The following is a 16,757-nucleotide window of genomic DNA, read 5'->3' on the forward strand; positions in this document are numbered from 1 at the left end:
TTTAGAAAAATCTTGGGGTTAGGTCAATTTTATTGTTCTTGATAAATTCATATCTAAGGAATATTTCAAAGGAACCATCATTGAATTGGGTGCCGCCCAATTCCGATATTTCGCGGTCATAGGCCAGCCCGAGCATGAGTTTTTTCCCCATTTGAAACCCGAATAAGGCACTTATTGCCGCATCTAATCTATATGCCGCTCCTAAGGTGAATTTTTCATTGATCAAGAAATTAGCGGATAGGTCAACTTGGAGTGGGGCCCCGGCGACCGCTTTTATAAGGTATGCAGGCTTGAATTTTAAAGTAGGGTTAAGGTCGAAGACATATCCGGAAATCAAGTAAAAGTTCATTCGTTCGGAAGCTATTACGGAACCTTCGTCATCAGGGTTTTGAAAGTGTTCGGTCTCTAACAGACCGGGCACCGAGAGGCCCACGTAAAACTTGTTGGAGTGAAAGTAAACCCCGGCACCGATATTGGGGGAGAACTTTTTATACAGTTCGTTTTCTACCGAGGGCGCGAGACTTGCACTGTAGTTTCGCAACTTATTGAAATCAACGTTCAATAAGTGTCCGCCAGCTGTCACCCCGAAAGAGAGTTTGTATTTCTCAGAGGTCTGAACGCTGTATGAAAAAGCAACATCGAAGCTTGTGTTTTGGTTGGTGTTGTTTCCTATCTCATCGTGAACAATGGAAAGTCCTAATCCCATTTTATCCTTATAAGGACTTTGAATGTTAAAGGTTTGTGTGCTAGGGGCCCCATCAAGGCCAACCCATTGCGATCTATGCAATACAGAAACACCGAGCGCCTCCCTAGAACCTGCATAGGCCGGATTCACTGACAATGTATTATACATGTACTGAGTGAATTGCGCGTCTTGCTGGCCGAAGCAGAATGGCATCGTACAGAGTAAAAACAAGATTTTTGTTATTGTACTTTTCATGTTTATTTATTCTCCTTAGTCCTGTAAATAGAGATATCCTTCTTTCATTTTATCCTCGCCCTTAGCTACATACTTTATTTTATAAAAATAGACTCCGGAGGGTAGTTTTTGATTTTCGGTAATGGTAATCCTTCCTTGTGACAGACCGTCGAAGGCATTGTTCTTATTGTCGTATTTGGAAGACTCCCAAACTAAGATTCCCCATCTGTTGTATATCTCTACTTGGTGGTCGGGGTAACGATCAATATTGATAATTCTAAAGCTGCCGTTTAAAATATCCCCAGGCCTGACCAAGTCTAATTCTACGTAAAGTTCGCATGCAATATGGCTTGGAGGGGTCCCACCGATTGAATCGCAAGGGTCAAGGGGATCGGTATGGTCCCGTACTTCTTGGCCATCGTTAATGGTGTCACCATCCGTATCGGGGTTGGTGGGGTCGGTTCCTCTATCTATTTCCTGTTCGTTGGTTAGGTCGTCCATATCACAATCGGCGATATTCCAATGGTTTGTAGGGGTAAGGGTCTGGCTCACCAATAGAAAATCACAAAGGTCTAAAGGATTGGTGGCATCGGTTACCTCTTGCCCGTCAATGACACCGTCTCCATCCGTATCGGGGTTGGTAGGGTCGGTTCCCAATGCCTCTTCCTCTTCTTTGGTAAGATTGTCATTGTCGCAATCACTACTAGGTAAGGGTTTGCCTCCGATGGAATCGCAATCGTCAAAAGGATCGGTTCCATCTGTCATTTCCTTACAGTCCAATATAGTATCCCCATCTGAATCCAGGTTGGAAATAGTAACGGTAACCGTGGCGGTCGAGGTGCCACCACAGATATTGCCCATGATGGAATAAGTGTACACTCCGGCACCGGCACCATCGGGATTAGGGCTCCAAGTTCCTCGATTATCATCTGTTCCCAAAAGTGAAAGGAGTTGGGCTTCGGTAACTGTGGTATCTGGACATATCGTAAGTGTAGCATCGGTTCCGGCATTCGGTTCCACTTCCTCGGTAACGGTTACGATAGCGGTCGCATCCTCGCAGGCATTCCCTTCAACGGTATAGGTGTAGGTTCCGGCACCTGCAAGTGAAGGGGTCCATGTTCCCCCTGTATCGGGGCTTCCTCCTAATTGGGCAAATAACTGAGCCTCGGTAACGGTGCTTCCTTCACAAATGGTAAGTGTGCCATCGGTACCCGCGTTCGGTAAAGTCTGTTCGGTTACGACGATTTCTGAGCTGTCATTCCCGGTACAAGGTGTCGATGCGCTTACGGTATAGGTGTAGGTTCCGGCCCCTGCAAGTGTTGGCGACCATGTTCCCCCTGAATCAGGACTTCCGCCCAATTGGGCAAATAACTGAGCCTCGGTTACGGTGCTTCCTTCACAAATGGTAAGTGTGCCATCGGTACCCGCGTTCGGTAAAGCCTGTTCTGTCACGACAACCTCTGCGGTAGCATCCATGGCACAAGGTGCTGTTGCGGGTACGGTATAGGTATAGGTTCCGGCACCGGCAAGGGCAGGTGTCCATGTTCCCCCAGAATCAGGGCTGCCACCCAATTGGGCGAATAGCTGGGCTGTAGTAACTGTTTCTCCCACGCAAATGGTGAGCGTTCCATTGATTCCGGCATCCGGAGCTGCTTGTTCGGATACTGTAATTTTTGCGGTATCGTCTACGGTGCAAGGTGTTGTCGCGGGTACGGTATAGGTATAGGTCCCGGCGCCTGCTAGGCTAGGTGACCAGCTTCCTCCTGAATCAGGACTTCCGCCCAATTGGGCAAACAACTGTGCTTCGGTGACTGTTGTTCCTTCACAAATGGTTAGTACGCCATTGGAACCAGCATCAGGAGTGGGTTGAACCACTACGGTAACAATACTGGTGTCGTCTACGGTACAGGGTGATGTGGCACTTATGGTATAGGTATGGGTGCCGTCTCCGTTGTCCGTCCAAGTTCCCCCGGTATCTGGAGAATTACCCAGTTGAGCAAAAAGGTCGGCCTGTGTAAAGGAGTCAATTTCACAAATTGTGAGTGTTCCATCGGTCCCTGCATTGGGTGCTGCCTGTTCGGTCACTACGACCTCGGATGTATCATCCACGGTACAGGGTGAAGTGGCACTTACGGTATAGGTGTAGGTTCCGGCCCCGGCAAGTGTTGGCGACCATGTCCCCTCTAAATCGGGATTGTCACTTAGCTGTGCGAATAGTTGTGATTCTGTTACGGTAGTTCCCGCGCATATGGTCAATAGACCACCGGTACCTGCATTGGGTGCCGCCTGTTCGGTCACCACGACCTGGGATGTATCATCCACGGTACAGGGTGAAGTGGCACTTACGGTATAGGTGTAGGTTCCGGCCCCGGCAAGTGTTGGCGACCATGTTCCCCCTAAATCGGGATTGTCACTTAGCTGTGCAAAAAGCTGGGCCTCGGTGACTGTCGTTCCCGCGCAAATCGTCAATAGACCACTGGTCCCTGCATTGGGTGCCGCCTGTTCGGTCACCACGACCTCGGATGTATCATCCACGGTACAGGGTGATGTTGCGCTTACGGTATAGGTATAGGTTCCGGCCCCGGCAAGGGTAGGCGACCACGTTCCTCCTAAATCGGGATTGTCACTTAGCTGTGCAAAAAGCTGGGCCTCGGTGATTGTGGTTCCCGCGCATATGGTCAATAGACCACCGGTACCCGCATTGGGTGCCGCCTGTTCGGTCACTACGACCTCGGATGTATCATCCACGGTACAGGGAGAAGTGGCGCTTACGGTATAGGTGTAGGTTCCGGCCCCGGCAAGTGTTGGCGACCATGTTCCCCCTAAATCGGGATTATCGCTTAGCGTTGCAAAAAGCTGGGCTTCGGTTACGGTTGTCCCTGCGCATATGATGAGCGTTCCATCGGTACCTGCATTGGGTGCCGCCTGTTCGGTCACCACGACCTGGGATGTATCATCCACGGTACAGGGTGATGTTGCGCTTACGATATAGGTATAGGTTCCGGCCCCTGCAAGTGTTGGCGACCATGTTCCCCCTAAATCGGGGTTGTCGCTGAGTCGTGCGAATAGTTGTGATTCTGTTACGGTAGTTCCCGCGCATATGGTCAAGGCTCCATCGGTTCCGGCTTTTGGTGCCGCCTGTTCGGTCACTACGACCTCAGATGTATCATCCATGGTACATGGTGAAGTGGCACTTACGGTATAGGTATAGGTTCCCGCGCCGGCAAGTGTTGGCGACCATGTTCCCCCTAAATCGGGGTTGTCGCTGAGTCGTGCGAATAGTTGTGATTCTGTTACGGTAGTTCCCGCGCATATGGTCAAGGCTCCATCGGTTCCGGCTTTTGGTGCGGCCTGTTCTGTTACCACCACTTCGGCCGTATCCGCTGCGGTACAGGGAGAAGTGGCACTTGCGGTATAGGTGTAGGTTCCGGCCCCGGCAAGTGTTGGCGACCATGTTCCCCCTAAATCGGGGTTGTCACTTAGCTGTGCAAAAAGCTGGGCCTCGGTGACTGTGGTTCCCGCGCATATGATGAGCGTTCCATCGGTCCCTGCATTGGGCGCCGCCTGTTCGGTCACCACGACCTCGGATGTATCATCCACGGTACAGGGTGATGTTGCGCTTACGGTATAGGTATAGGTTCCGGCCCCTGCTAGTGTTGGCGACCACGTTCCCCCAGAATCGGGGTTGTCGCTTAGCCGTGCGAATAGTTGTGATTCTGTTACTGTGGTTCCCGCGCAAATCGTCAAGACGCCATCGGTTCCGGCTTTTGGTGCCGCCTGTTCTGTTACCACCACTTCGGCCGTATCCGCTGCGGTACAGGGAGAAGTGGCACTTACGGTATAGGTGTAGGTTCCTGCGCCTGCTAGGGCAGGAGTCCATGTCCCGCCGCTGTTGGGCGATCCCCCAAGTTGCGCGAATAGGTCTGCTTCCGTTACTATAGTTCCCGCACAAATAGTCAATGCTCCGTTGGAACCTGCATCGGGAACAGGTTGTTCCACTACGGTAACTATGCTGGTATCGTCCACGGTACAGGGTGATGTTGCGCTTACGGTATAGGTATAGGTTCCGGCCCCTGCTAGTGTTGGCGACCACGTTCCCCCAGAATCGGGGTTGTCGCTTAGCCGTGCGAATAGTTGTGATTCTGTTACTGTGGTTCCCGCGCAAATCGTCAAGACGCCATCGGTTCCGGCTTTTGGTGCCGCCTGTTCTGTTACCACCACTTCGGCCGTATCCGCTGCGGTACAGGGAGAAGTGGCACTTACGGTATAGGTGTAGGTACCTGCCCCTGCTAGGGTAGGCGACCATGTTCCCCCAGAATCGGGGTTGTCGCTGAGTCGTGCGAATAGTTGTGATTCTGTTACTGTGGTTCCCGCGCATATGGTCAAGGCTCCATCGGTTCCGGCTTTTGGTGCCGCCTGTTCTGTTACCACCACTTCGGCCGTATCCGCTGCGGTACAGGGAGAAGTGGCACTAACGGTATAGGTGTAGGTACCCGCGCCGGCAAGTGTTGGCGACCATGTCCCCCCTGAATCGGGGTTGTCGCTTAGCGTTGCAAAAAGCTGGGCCTCGGTGACTGTGGTTCCCGCGCATATGGTCAATAGACCACCGGTACCCGCATTGGGTGCCGCCTGTTCGGTCACTACGACCTCGGATGTATCATCCACGGTACATGGTGAAGTGGCACTTACGGTATAGGTATAGGTTCCCGCGCCGGCAAGTGTTGGCGACCATGTTCCCCCTAAATCGGGGTTGTCGCTTAGCCGTGCGAATAGTTGTGATTCTGTTACGGTAGTTCCCGCGCATATGGTCAAGGTTCCATCGGTACCCGCATTGGGTGCCGCCTGTTCGGTCACCACGACCTCGGATGTGTCATCCACGGTACAGGGAGAAGTGGCACTTACTGTATAGGTATAGGTTCCGGCCCCTGCAAGGGTAGGCGACCACGTTCCCCCTAAATCGGGGTTGTCGCTTAGCGTTGCAAAAAGCTGGGCCTCGGTGACTGTGGTTCCCGCGCATATGGTCAATAGACCACCGGTACCTGCATTGGGTGCCGCCTGTTCGGTCACTACGACCTCGGATGTGTCATCCACGGTACAGGGTGAAGTAGCACTTACGGTATAGGTGTAGGTTCCGGCCCCTGCAAGGGTAGGCGACCATGTTCCCCCTAAATCGGGGTTGTCGCTTAGCGTTGCAAAAAGCTGGGCCTCGGTGACTGTGGTTCCCGCGCATATGGTCAATAGACCATCGGTCCCTGCATTGGGTGCCGCCTGTTCGGTCACCACGACCTGGGATGTATCATCCACGGCACAGGGTGAAGTGGCGCTTACGGTATAGGTGTAGGTTCCGGCCCCTGCTAGTGTTGGCGACCATGTTCCCCCTAAATCGGGATTATCGCTTAGCTGTGCAAAAAGCTGGGCCTCGGTGACTGTGGTTCCCGCGCATATGGTCAATAGACCATCGGTACCCGCATTGGGTGCCGCCTGTTCGGTCACTACGACCTCGGATGTGTCATCCACGGTACAGGGTGAAGTGGCGCTTACGGTATAGGTATAGGTTCCGGCCCCTGCTAGTGTTGGCGACCATGTTCCCCCAGAATCGGGATTGTCACTTAGCTGTGCAAAAAGCTGGGCTTCGGTGACTGTGGTTCCCGCACATATGGTCAATACACCATCGGTACCTGCATTGGGCGCCGCCTGTTCGGTCACTACGACCTCGGATGTATCATCCACGGTACATGGTGAAGTGGCACTTACGGTATAGGTATAGGTTCCCGCGCCGGCGAGTGTTGGCGACCACGTTCCCCCTAAATCGGGGTTGTCGCTTAGCCGTGCGAATAGTTGTGATTCTGTTACGGTAGTTCCCGCGCATATGGTCAAGGCTCCATCGGTTCCGGCTTTTGGTGCCGCCTGTTCGGTCACTACGACCTCGGATGTGTCATCCACGGTACATGGTGAAGTGGCACTTACAGTATAGGTATAGGTTCCCGCGCCTGCAAGGGTAGGCGACCATGTTCCCCCTAAATCGGGATTGTCACTTAGCTGTGCAAAAAGCTGGGCTTCGGTTACGGTTGTCCCTGCGCATATGGTCAAGGCCCCATCGGTACCTGCATTGGGTGCCGCTTGTTCTGTTACCACCACTTCGGATGTATCATCTACGGCACATGGTGAAGTAGCACTTACGGTATAGGTGTAGGTTCCTGCGCCTGCTAGGGCAGGAGTCCATGTCCCGCCGCTGTTGGGCGATCCCCCAAGTTGCGCGAATAGGTCTGCTTCCGTTACTATAGTTCCCGCACAAATAGTCAATGCTCCGTTGGAACCTGCATCGGGAACAGGTTGTTCCACTACGGTAACTATGCTGGTATCGTCCACGGTACAGGGTGATGTTGCACTAACGGTATAGGTGTAGGTACCCGCCCCTGCTAGTGTTGGCGACCATGTTCCTCCTGAATCGGGGTTGTCGCTGAGTCGTGCGAATAGTTGTGATTCTGTTACTGTGGTTCCCGCGCATATGGTCAAGGTCCCATCGGTACCCGCATTGGGTGCCGCTTGTTCGGTCACCACGACCTCGGATGTGTCATCCACGGTACAGGGTGATGTTGCACTTACGGTATAGGTGTAGGTACCTGCCCCTGCTAGGGTAGGCGACCATGTTCCCCCAGAATCGGGGTTGTCGCTGAGTCGTGCGAATAGTTGTGATTCTGTTACTGTGGTTCCCGCGCATATGGTCAAGGCTCCATCGGTTCCGGCTTTTGGTGCCGCCTGTTCTGTTACCACCACTTCGGCCGTATCCGCTGCGGTACAGGGAGAAGTGGCACTAACGGTATAGGTGTAGGTACCCGCGCCGGCAAGTGTTGGCGACCATGTCCCCCCTGAATCGGGGTTGTCGCTTAGCCGTGCGAATAGTTGTGATTCTGTTACTGTGGTTCCCGCGCATATGGTCAAGGCTCCATCGGTTCCGGCTTTTGGTGCCGCCTGTTCTGTTACCACCACTTCGGCCGTATCCGCTGCGGTACAGGGTGATGTTGCACTAACGGTATAGGTGTAGGTACCCGCGCCGGCAAGTGTTGGCGACCATGTCCCCCCTGAATCGGGGTTGTCGCTTAGCCGTGCGAATAGTTGTGATTCTGTTACTGTGGTTCCCGCGCATATGGTCAAGGTTCCATCGGTACCCGCATTGGGTGCCGCCTGTTCGGTCACCACGACCTCGGATGTGTCATCCACGGTACAGGGTGAAGTAGCACTTACGGTATAGGTGTAGGTACCCGCCCCTGCTAGTGTTGGCGACCACGTTCCCCCTAAATCGGGGTTGTCGCTGAGTCGTGCGAATAGTTGTGATTCTGATACTGTGGTTCCCGCGCATATGGTCAAGGCCCCATCGGTACCTGCATTGGGAGCTTTTTGTTCTGTGATCGTAACGGTGGCGTGTTGGGTATATCCTTTGCTATCACTTATACCATAAACAAAACTATCCGAACCGGTGTAACCGACAGACGAGGTATAGGTGACATAATCATCCGTAGGGTTAGTAGGGCTACCATTGTCGTTTACGACAGCCGTTCCCCCGCTAGCAGGACTAATAATAAAGATGCTTCCGGATGAAGCTCCGTTTCCCCCAAAATCATCATTGGCGAGTACGTCAATGTCAATGCTTCCTTCTTCACAAACCGAAGCAGTATCATCCGTGGTCGTTGGAAAATAGCTGATTGTAGGGTCGTTTTCGGTATTTCCATCCGTATCGATACCATCATCCGACAAATCACTTACATCATTGGTTCCGTATGGGCTGTCGGCCAGAACACTTACTTGGTTTACCACGCCTCCCGCTTCCAAGACCGGTGCGTTAAGGGTAAAGCTTGCCGAATAGGTTGCCGTTTCACCCGCTTCGAGGGAGCCTTCGGCAGAGCCCTCGGAGGCACTGAGGAACGTAGGTCCGCTTGTTAGGGTTAAAGAGTTTGTATCTATATCGGTAAAAGTGTCCGTTAGACTTATATTGTCAAGGGTGGTGTTTCCCGTGTTCTCTATTGTAATGGTATAATCTACGGTATCTCCGGTACTGATAGGGTCGCTAAAGTTTTCGACCACCGTTTTGGTGGCTTCGATTTTAGGGTCGGCGATAATTAGGTCGGTAAGAACAAACTCTACTTCATCGATGACGGGAATAAACCCTAATAGGCTCAGTAATCCGCCCGTCACGTCTACATCCATTTCAATGGATTGGGTGACTTTCTCAACACGTAAACTTCCTCCGCCAGTTCCGTTATTTATACCATTCCCGCATTCGCCGCCGGTACTTGCCAAAAGCGCGTCATCGTCGATATTAAATTGGGTAGGGCTAGATTGAAAGATGGGGCCGTTGGATGCTAGTTCCGTCCAAGTACCGTTGGTAAGGTTGAAATTTCCAGTGGCAGTACCACTTCCAAGAAAAGGAACGACGTCAAAAGTTCCTACTTTGTCTACGTGTAGGATGGGTTTCACAATATATACGGGATCACCGGTTACGGCATCAAAGAAATAGAAACTAATAGTACCGGTAGCATATGAGCTGGCGGATATTTCCAAGGAAGGCTCTTCGAAGACATTCGTTTCGCTGTAAGTATCATCACTGGTACAGCCCATTTCTCCGGTACCATCAATAGAAACACCACCCGAAACCCTGGCTTCGACACGTACCAAACTATCATTGGTTACGGACTCCCATACGGAAGATGATACCGGTGTCCAATTTGTTGTCTGCTGTGCTCTTACCACTTGGGCGAACAGTAATAGTAGTAATGCCCCGAAAAAATGTTTAAAACGATTCGCCAATTGGGAATATATTTTACAAAGTCTAAAAAAATATCACGTTTGATGCTGTAGATAAAGACTTACAACGTTATGTTGTAAAATTAGGGTGATGGTAAGACCTGACAAATTATATGTTGTATACAGGGGAAAACTAGATGTATAAGACCCGTGAAGTGTAGGCTAAATTCGATGAAATACCTTTTTTTAGGGATGTATTGCAGGTATTTTGGAATAAATAAGTGGATTTCAAGGCTTTTAACCCCTTGAAACAATCTTAGAAAAGATATAGAATAATTTAAGTTTTTAAAAGAATCTTGGAGCTATGGCCCTTCTTCCAAATCGAGATCGGAATTCATACCTGAGCACTATTTCAAACGAGCCATCGTTGAACCTAGAACCGCCCAATTCTGAAATTTCCCGGTCATAAGCAAGGCCTAATAATATTTGGTCAGAGGCTTGAAAACCAAAAAGACCGCTCACCGCGGCATCCCATCTATAGGCCGCTCCCAAGATAAATTTGTCGTTGAACATAAAATTAGCGGATAGGTCGATCTGTAAGGGGGCGCCATTTACGGCTTTGAGCAATAAAGTGGGCTTAAACTTCCACCTTTGGTTCAATTCGTATATGTAGCCCGTGATTAAATAGAAGTTCATACGTTCTTTGGCCAAGAAGGATGAGCTTGTAGCATTGCCATCGAAATGTTTGGTGGCCAAAAAGTTTGGAACGGAGAAACCGATATAGAACTTCTCGTCGTAATAATATACCCCAGCGCCAAAATTCGGTGAAAATTTTCTGTCGATATTGGTCAGGCTGGTACTGGCGACTTCATCGTTATAGTTGGCCAGTTTACTAAAATCTAAATTCAGTACATGTCCGCTTGCCTTTAGCCCGAAGGCAAGTTTTGCTTCCCTGGTAATAGGTACCGTATATGAAAAAACACCGTCAAAATACGTTTCTTGACTAGTGCCGTTTCCTATATCGTCATTGACTATGGATAGTCCCACACCGACCCTTTCGGAAACCGGCGTGTGAAAATTAAGGGTTTGGGTTTTGGGAGCTCCTTCTATTCCGACCCATTGGGAGCGGTGTAGTCCGGCAATACTGAAAACACCCCTAGAACCTGCATAAGCAGGGTTGATGGCCATGGTATTATACATATACTGTGTATAGTGGGCGTCTTGTTGCGCACTTAGACCACTTAATGAAGAAATGGTAATGAGTACGGCCAGAAGGAATTTTTTCATGACTTTTTATTTGGATAAAAAGAAGATAATGTTGTATCTATCTCGGTAAAGATATTTATTTTTCCCGTTTAGGAGTCTTGTAATCGTCGATTGATAAAATAAATCGATGCGCTTATCGATTTCACTTTTTAAAAAAAAAATAGGAAATGGAGTAGACGATACGGTTTTGTTTTTATTGTATTTCAATGGGAAAAAGAAGGTCTTACAACAAATTTAGACCGGTGTAAGTCCGATAGATTTACCTTTTGCGAGCATAAATTCTTTTGCAGCCTCGTATTCATTAGGGATTTCGCCCTCTAAAATGGCCTCTTTAATGGCTTCTTTGATAATGCCTATTTCTTTTGAAGGCTTAAGGTTGAAGGTTTTCATAATTTCCTCACCGCTCACCGGGGGTTGAAAATTACGTATTTGATCTCGTTCTTCTACCTCGATTATTTTTTGGCGGACAATTTTAAAATTGTTCTTATACCTCCTTTGTTTCTTTGGGTTTTTGGTGGTGATATCGGCTTCACAAAGGGTCATTAGGTCCTCTACGTTTTCCCCCGCATCAAAAACGAGGCGGCGTACCGCTGAATCCGTAGCGAAATCTTCGGATAGAACGATTGGCCTAGAGCTCATCAAAACCATTTTTTGAACGAATTTCATCTTGTCGTTCAAGGGCATCCGCAGCCGTTTGAATAATTTGTAGACCATTTTAGATCCAACGAACTCGTGTCCGTGGAAAGTCCATCCTATTTTTTTATGGAATTTCTTGGTCGGAGCCTTGCCGATATCGTGCAATAGGGCCGCCCAACGCAGCCAAAGGTTATCGGTAGTTATTGCAATATTGTCAACAACCTCCAAGGTGTGCCAAAAATTGTCTTTGTGGCGTTGTCCTTCTATTTCCTCTATTCCCTGTAATGCGACCAGTTCAGGAAGGATATAGGGCAGGAGTCCTGTTTTATGCAATAGGGAAAAGCCAATGGAAGGCTTGCTACTGGCCAATATTTTGTTGAGTTCATCAACGATTCGCTCTTTTGATATGATTTTTATCCGCTCTTTGTTTACCGTAATGGCTTGGAGGGAATTATCTTCGATCTTAAAGTTCAATTGCGTGGCGAAGCGAATGGCCCGCATCATGCGTAAGGGGTCGTCGGAATACGTAATTCCGGGAGCTAGGGGAGTTCGTATAATGTTTTTGTCGAGGTCGGCAAGACCGTTAAAAGGATCCAGTAGCTCCCCAAAATCAGTTGGATTTAGGGAAAGGGCCAAGGCATTGATCGTAAAATCACGACGGTTTTGGTCATCTGCCAATGAGCCATCCTCTACTACGGGTTTACGACTATCCCTATGATAGCTTTCTTTTCGGGCTCCAACGAATTCCAGTTCAATTTCACCGTGGCGCAACATGGCCGTGCCGAAATTTTTGAAAACACTCACCTTTGGCTTTCCTTCAAGCAAGGAAGCTACTTTTCTGGCGAGGTCAATACCGCTTCCTACGGCGACAATATCGATATCTTTTGGAGTGCCTCTTTGCAGTAAATAATCCCTGACAAATCCTCCGATAACATAGCAGTCCACCCCCAATTCATCGGCAGCTTGTGAAACGATTTTGAAAACTGGATTTGAAAGCGCTTGTTTATAGTTCAAAGATTTCATTTTTAGTTGGCTGCCCAAAATACGAATAACAAATAAGGCCCAATATTTTGTTACATCAAATTTATTCGCGTATTACTTTTACCGTACCGTCACTACTCAATTTGATGATGGCAGAAGGCACCGCGTTTTTTTCTTCGGGCTGCAAATTTACCACATAGTCTACACCTTTTAAAATAACTTTGTCTATTTCACCGAAACTTTTAGGCGTTGGGCGCCCTGAAATGTTGGAAGAAGTAGAAACAATAGGTTTTTTGAACTTGTTGATCAGGTAGCGGCAAAATTTGTCGGAAGCTACCCGTACGGCCAAGGTATTATCTTCGGCGATCAAATTTTTGGCAATACCCTTGGGATTGTCGTAGACAATAGTGGTGGGTTTGGTAGAAAGGTCCATGATATCATAGGCCAGATCGGGAACCTCTTCTATGGTTCGTTCGAGCATGGCATCATTGGCTACCAGGCAAATTAGGGCCTTGCTATCTTCCCTTTGCTTTAGGTCGTATATCTTCTTTACGGCCGACTCATTGGTAGCGTCACAACCAATACCCCAGACGGTATCAGTGGGGTAGAGAATGAGGCCGCCTTGTTGTAAGACGCTAATGGCTTGGTCTATCTCCTTTTGCATTTTTATCAAAAATTATACTTCTAATATTATATTCCTTCTCAAGCTGTGCCCATTGTTTGGTATTTAGGTCTTTGCCCAAATTTATTTTTTTAAGTGATACCTTCTGGGTATTTCCAATAGGAATCGGGTCTTTGGGTCTAAGGGTTGCTTCTACGGATAGTGTGCCCTTCAAAAGGGCCATAGCTTTAAACCAAAGGTCGTCTGCTTTTGGGGTCAAGGCCATAAACTTATCCAGGTCGGTAGCATCTTTGTGCAGGGAGTTTGGCGGATACAAAATACCCCATGCACCAATAGGGACCATTACTTTATCATTCATTTTTTTAGAATTCTTCCATTGTCTAAATGGTTTAGGGTTTCCCGTTTCATCATAGCTTAAATTTACGGTGCGATTGGCTATGATATGCTTTGGGGCCTTTAGATGTTCCTTGTATAAAAGTTCGATCAAATTCTTTCGATACATTAAATCATCATCTATGGTGATAATTGTTTTCTCCGGAAATGCAACGAGGGAGTGTATCAGCTTTCTATGGGATGACGTTAAATCAGAAAACCGTATCTCAAATCTGTTACCAATTAAAGCTTTAAGTTTTTTAGGAATGGCATTCTTAAGGTCGTTATTAAGCCAAAGAACAATCTTTTCGGGCAGCATAGACTGATTTAATATACTTTTTACGACCAAATGAAGGGTGTTCAATCTACTAGGGATTGAGGTTAAGGAAACAATTACCGGTACAGTCCTTTCATTGTGATGGCCCGAATCCGATACATTGAATTTTTTTAAAGAGAGTTTGACCGTAGTGTAAATGGAGATCGGTAGTTCTTTGATGAGTTTCATAAATTACACATTTAAGCAAAGCCTATAAAATTGGTTCTGGTAATTTAATATAGTTTCCGAAAATGGTATTGTATTCATCAGGGAAAAAGTCTAATCTGCCATCCCCAGGGTAAAATGTCATTTCACCAAAAATAATTTTCCCATCTAGGTTATAGAGGTCAACACGTACAAAGGGGAAATCAAAGGCCAAAGTTCGTGCAACTTCTATCATCTTTTCAAAATTGGGAGGTTTGGGGAGGTCATCCTCCAATTGTTGAATATGGGCGCGCCTAACGGGTAGTTTGTTCCAATCTATATCATAATAGGCTCGTTTTAATGTGCTACCGCGATCTGTATCTATGTTCAAGAATTTGGGTTCTCCGTTAAAACAGAAAAATTTATAGTCGTTGATATCTTCCTTGCCCAGTTCCTCTAGATATTTTTCAACGATTATTTTGGGCTCGGCGTTCTTATAAGCCCATTCTAACCCGCCACGCCAATATTGGTTTTTGCGAATCCACTTATGGAGTAATAGCTTGGCTTTTCTTTTGTTGAGTTTTGTTTTGTCATTGACCAAAATGTTAAAATGAAAGCCATGTGTGGCCTTTATGACAAATTGTTGGGGAAGGGCATCAAAATTTATTTCACTAGGTTTTTTATAAACACCGATAAGTTCGTTAAGGTATTGCTCGCCAATTTTGTCCTTGACATATTCACGAACGTCATATTTGTCTACTAGTTGGGTTAAAAGGTCTCTTTTGTAGTAAACTTTGAGCCATTGTATTTTTTGGTTGAACTCTATAGGCCGTTCTAAATCTAATTTCTTTCCTACGTAATATTCGTAATATGCTTTAACATATGTTGGTGGGGGCAAAAATTTTAGTTTTTTCTGAAGTCCTATCCATAATTTTCTTAGCATAGCAATACATTATTGAATAGTACAAAGATATATCTTTGTAGTTTACTATTTTTGAGCTTATGAATACCAATGTAGATGAAAGTGTAAAAATCTCTATAATTATCAGTACCTATAACGCCGAAGAGTGGCTTCAAAAAGTGTTATGGGGGTTTAACTGTCAGAATTATAAGAATTTTGAAATAGTTATAGCAGATGACGGGTCGGGTCCTAAAACGAAAGCCCTCATTGATTTAATGAGGGAAGAGGTCTTTTATCCGATAGTACATGTATGGCAGGAAGATGATGGCTTTCAAAAGTCTAGAATACTTAATAAGGCTCTGGTAAATTGTAAGGGGGAATATATTATCATGACCGATGGGGATTGTATACCACGAGAAGATTTTGTGCATGTACACTATCTGAATAAGAGTCATGGTTACTTTATTTCAGGAGGATATTACATGTTGCCAATGAATATTTCAAAATTAATAACCAAGGAAGATATAGAGGCACAAAGTTGTTTTGATATTAATTGGTTGAAAGAGAAAGGTATTCCGAAGACATTTAAAAACAATAAGTTAACGGCTAAAGGCTTTATGTCTAGAATGTTGAATATAATAACCCCTACTAAAGCCAGTTGGAATGGTCATAACTCTTCAGGTTGGAAGAAAGACATTCTGAATGTTAACGGTTTCGATGAACGTATGCAATATGGGGGGCAGGATAGGGAGTTGGGAGAACGACTCTTTAATTTTGGAATAAAATCCAAACAACTAAGATATAGTGCGGTATGTGTGCACTTAGACCACAAACGAGGGTATAAAACCCCTGAGTCAATTGCCAAGAATGTTAAAATACGAAGGGAGACCAGAAATAGAAAATTGGTATGGACACATTACGGCATTACCAAATAATATGCTAGTTCGTTCTTTTTTTCAAGACGTTTTAATTCTTTACAATACTCCAAAACACCTAAAGCGTTCAAATAGGATATTGTAATTCCTTTTTTACCATCAAGGAAGCCTAGACGTAAAAAATAATGATTAAAGAATTTCCAAAAAGGCTTAACCATCATTAACAGGTAAGTGAATTTTTTCTCTCGGTAGAACGACTCTTTAGCCTTGAGCCTACCATATCTAAGCATTTTCTGTTTGTAATCCTCATAGTTCTTATAACAGAAATGGATTAATTTTTCATTAAAAATACCAGATGCCCCATTTACTTCTAGGGTCTCGTGCACAATTTTTTTATCAGAAAATCTTGCTTTACTTTTTCTAAAAAGACGATAGTTTTTGTCCGTTTGCCATCCGCTAAAATTTAAAGCTTCGTTTTGAAACATAAATTTTCTATAAAACCAAAAAGCTACATTTTCCGTGTTGCCGTTCAGAACTTCTTTAATTTCATTCTTTAATGGTTCGGTGACAACTTCGTCGGCATCTAAAAACAAAACCCAATCATTTGTAGCTTGCTTTAAGGTATAGGATTTTTGCGAAGTAAAATTCGCGAAAGGGTGTTGAATGACCTTGACCTTAGGGTGAGCTAAAAGATATTCGTAAGTACCATCGGTGCTGTAAGAATCTACTACGATAATTTCATCGGCGAATTCAACTGACTCAATACACCTTTCAATGTATCCCATTTCATTGTAGGTGATAATTAGGGCCGATAACTTTTCTCTTTCTTTTATCATTGCAATTTGTTTGGGTAGGGTTCGGTCTTCTTCTTAGTAGATTAAAAAGTTCGGAAAGGGTTGCGTTTCCGAACTTTATTAAACTACCACCTTCTTATAACAATTAAAAAACAAAAAAATTATGTTTTTTTAAAAAAAACCTTTATA

Annotated in this window: 9 protein-coding genes; 1 reads left to right on the forward strand and 8 read right to left on the reverse strand. The window is 46.4% G+C overall.

Annotation, left to right across the window (positions count from 1 at the left end; translation table 11 throughout):
* Position 1: 1 nt before the first annotated feature.
* From ZOBGAL_RS13695 to ZOBGAL_RS13725, 7 genes are all read right to left on the reverse strand, one after another.
* Positions 2-940 (reverse strand): PorP/SprF family type IX secretion system membrane protein, encoded by a 939-nt coding sequence (locus ZOBGAL_RS13695; protein WP_013994235.1) that lies wholly within the window; start codon positions 938-940, stop codon positions 2-4.
* Positions 941-955: 15 nt separating this feature from the next.
* A complete protein-coding gene (locus ZOBGAL_RS13700) occupies positions 956-9,724 on the reverse strand; it encodes a T9SS type B sorting domain-containing protein (protein WP_013994236.1) in 8,769 nt (2,922 codons plus the stop codon).
* Between the two features lie 282 nt (positions 9,725-10,006).
* Positions 10,007-10,948 carry a PorP/SprF family type IX secretion system membrane protein gene (locus ZOBGAL_RS13705; RefSeq protein WP_013994237.1) on the reverse strand — a complete coding sequence of 314 codons (942 nt, stop codon included), beginning with the start codon at positions 10,946-10,948 and terminating at the stop codon, positions 10,007-10,009.
* Between the two features lie 213 nt (positions 10,949-11,161).
* Entirely contained in the window at positions 11,162-12,586 is a 1,425-nt protein-coding gene (locus ZOBGAL_RS13710; protein WP_013994239.1) for a CCA tRNA nucleotidyltransferase, read from the reverse strand.
* A 61-nt stretch (positions 12,587-12,647) separates the two neighbouring features.
* The gene (locus ZOBGAL_RS13715; RefSeq protein WP_013994240.1) at positions 12,648-13,208 is read right to left on the reverse strand and encodes an L-threonylcarbamoyladenylate synthase; all 561 of its coding nucleotides are present in this window, start codon (positions 13,206-13,208) and stop codon (positions 12,648-12,650) included.
* A complete protein-coding gene (locus ZOBGAL_RS13720; protein WP_013994241.1) occupies positions 13,180-14,043 on the reverse strand; it encodes a hypothetical protein in 864 nt (287 codons plus the stop codon). Before ZOBGAL_RS13720 ends, ZOBGAL_RS13715 begins: the two co-directional genes overlap by 29 nt.
* Positions 14,044-14,065: 22 nt before the next feature.
* On the reverse strand, positions 14,066-14,941 hold the full coding sequence (locus tag ZOBGAL_RS13725) for an ATP-grasp fold amidoligase family protein (RefSeq protein WP_013994242.1): 876 nt from the start codon (positions 14,939-14,941) through the stop codon (positions 14,066-14,068).
* 59 nt (positions 14,942-15,000) lie between these two features.
* Here ZOBGAL_RS13725 and ZOBGAL_RS13730 point away from each other — a divergent pair, with 59 nt between their 5' ends.
* Positions 15,001-15,834: a glycosyltransferase family 2 protein gene (locus ZOBGAL_RS13730; RefSeq protein ID WP_013994243.1), complete on the forward strand. Its 834-nt coding sequence runs from the start codon at positions 15,001-15,003 to the stop codon at positions 15,832-15,834.
* On the opposite strand, the gene ZOBGAL_RS13735 is transcribed toward ZOBGAL_RS13730, so the two are convergent.
* The gene (locus ZOBGAL_RS13735) at positions 15,816-16,610 is read right to left on the reverse strand and encodes a glycosyltransferase family 2 protein (RefSeq protein ID WP_013994244.1); all 795 of its coding nucleotides are present in this window, start codon (positions 16,608-16,610) and stop codon (positions 15,816-15,818) included. The two genes, ZOBGAL_RS13730 and ZOBGAL_RS13735, sit on opposite strands and share 19 nt — an antisense overlap.
* Positions 16,611-16,757 lie beyond the last annotated feature (147 nt).

The organism is Zobellia galactanivorans, from assembly GCF_000973105.1.
Classification (GTDB): Bacteria; Bacteroidota; Bacteroidia; order Flavobacteriales; family Flavobacteriaceae; genus Zobellia; species Zobellia galactanivorans.

What these genes read in the sequence shown, in the direction of transcription:
- ZOBGAL_RS13695 (WP_013994235.1), bottom strand. Translation starts at nt 940, where the DNA reads ATGAAAAGTACAATAACAAAAATCTTGTTTTTACTCTGTACGATGCCA.
- ZOBGAL_RS13705 (WP_013994237.1), bottom strand. Translation starts at nt 10,948, where the DNA reads ATGAAAAAATTCCTTCTGGCCGTACTCATTACCATTTCTTCATTAAGT.
- ZOBGAL_RS13710 (WP_013994239.1), bottom strand. Translation starts at nt 12,586, where the DNA reads ATGAAATCTTTGAACTATAAACAAGCGCTTTCAAATCCAGTTTTCAAA.
- ZOBGAL_RS13715 (WP_013994240.1), bottom strand. Translation starts at nt 13,208, where the DNA reads ATGCAAAAGGAGATAGACCAAGCCATTAGCGTCTTACAACAAGGCGGC.
- ZOBGAL_RS13720 (WP_013994241.1), bottom strand. Translation starts at nt 14,043, where the DNA reads ATGAAACTCATCAAAGAACTACCGATCTCCATTTACACTACGGTCAAA.
- ZOBGAL_RS13725 (WP_013994242.1), bottom strand. Translation starts at nt 14,941, where the DNA reads ATGCTAAGAAAATTATGGATAGGACTTCAGAAAAAACTAAAATTTTTG.
- ZOBGAL_RS13730 (WP_013994243.1), top strand. Translation starts at nt 15,001, where the DNA reads ATGAATACCAATGTAGATGAAAGTGTAAAAATCTCTATAATTATCAGT.
- ZOBGAL_RS13735 (WP_013994244.1), bottom strand. Translation starts at nt 16,610, where the DNA reads ATGATAAAAGAAAGAGAAAAGTTATCGGCCCTAATTATCACCTACAAT.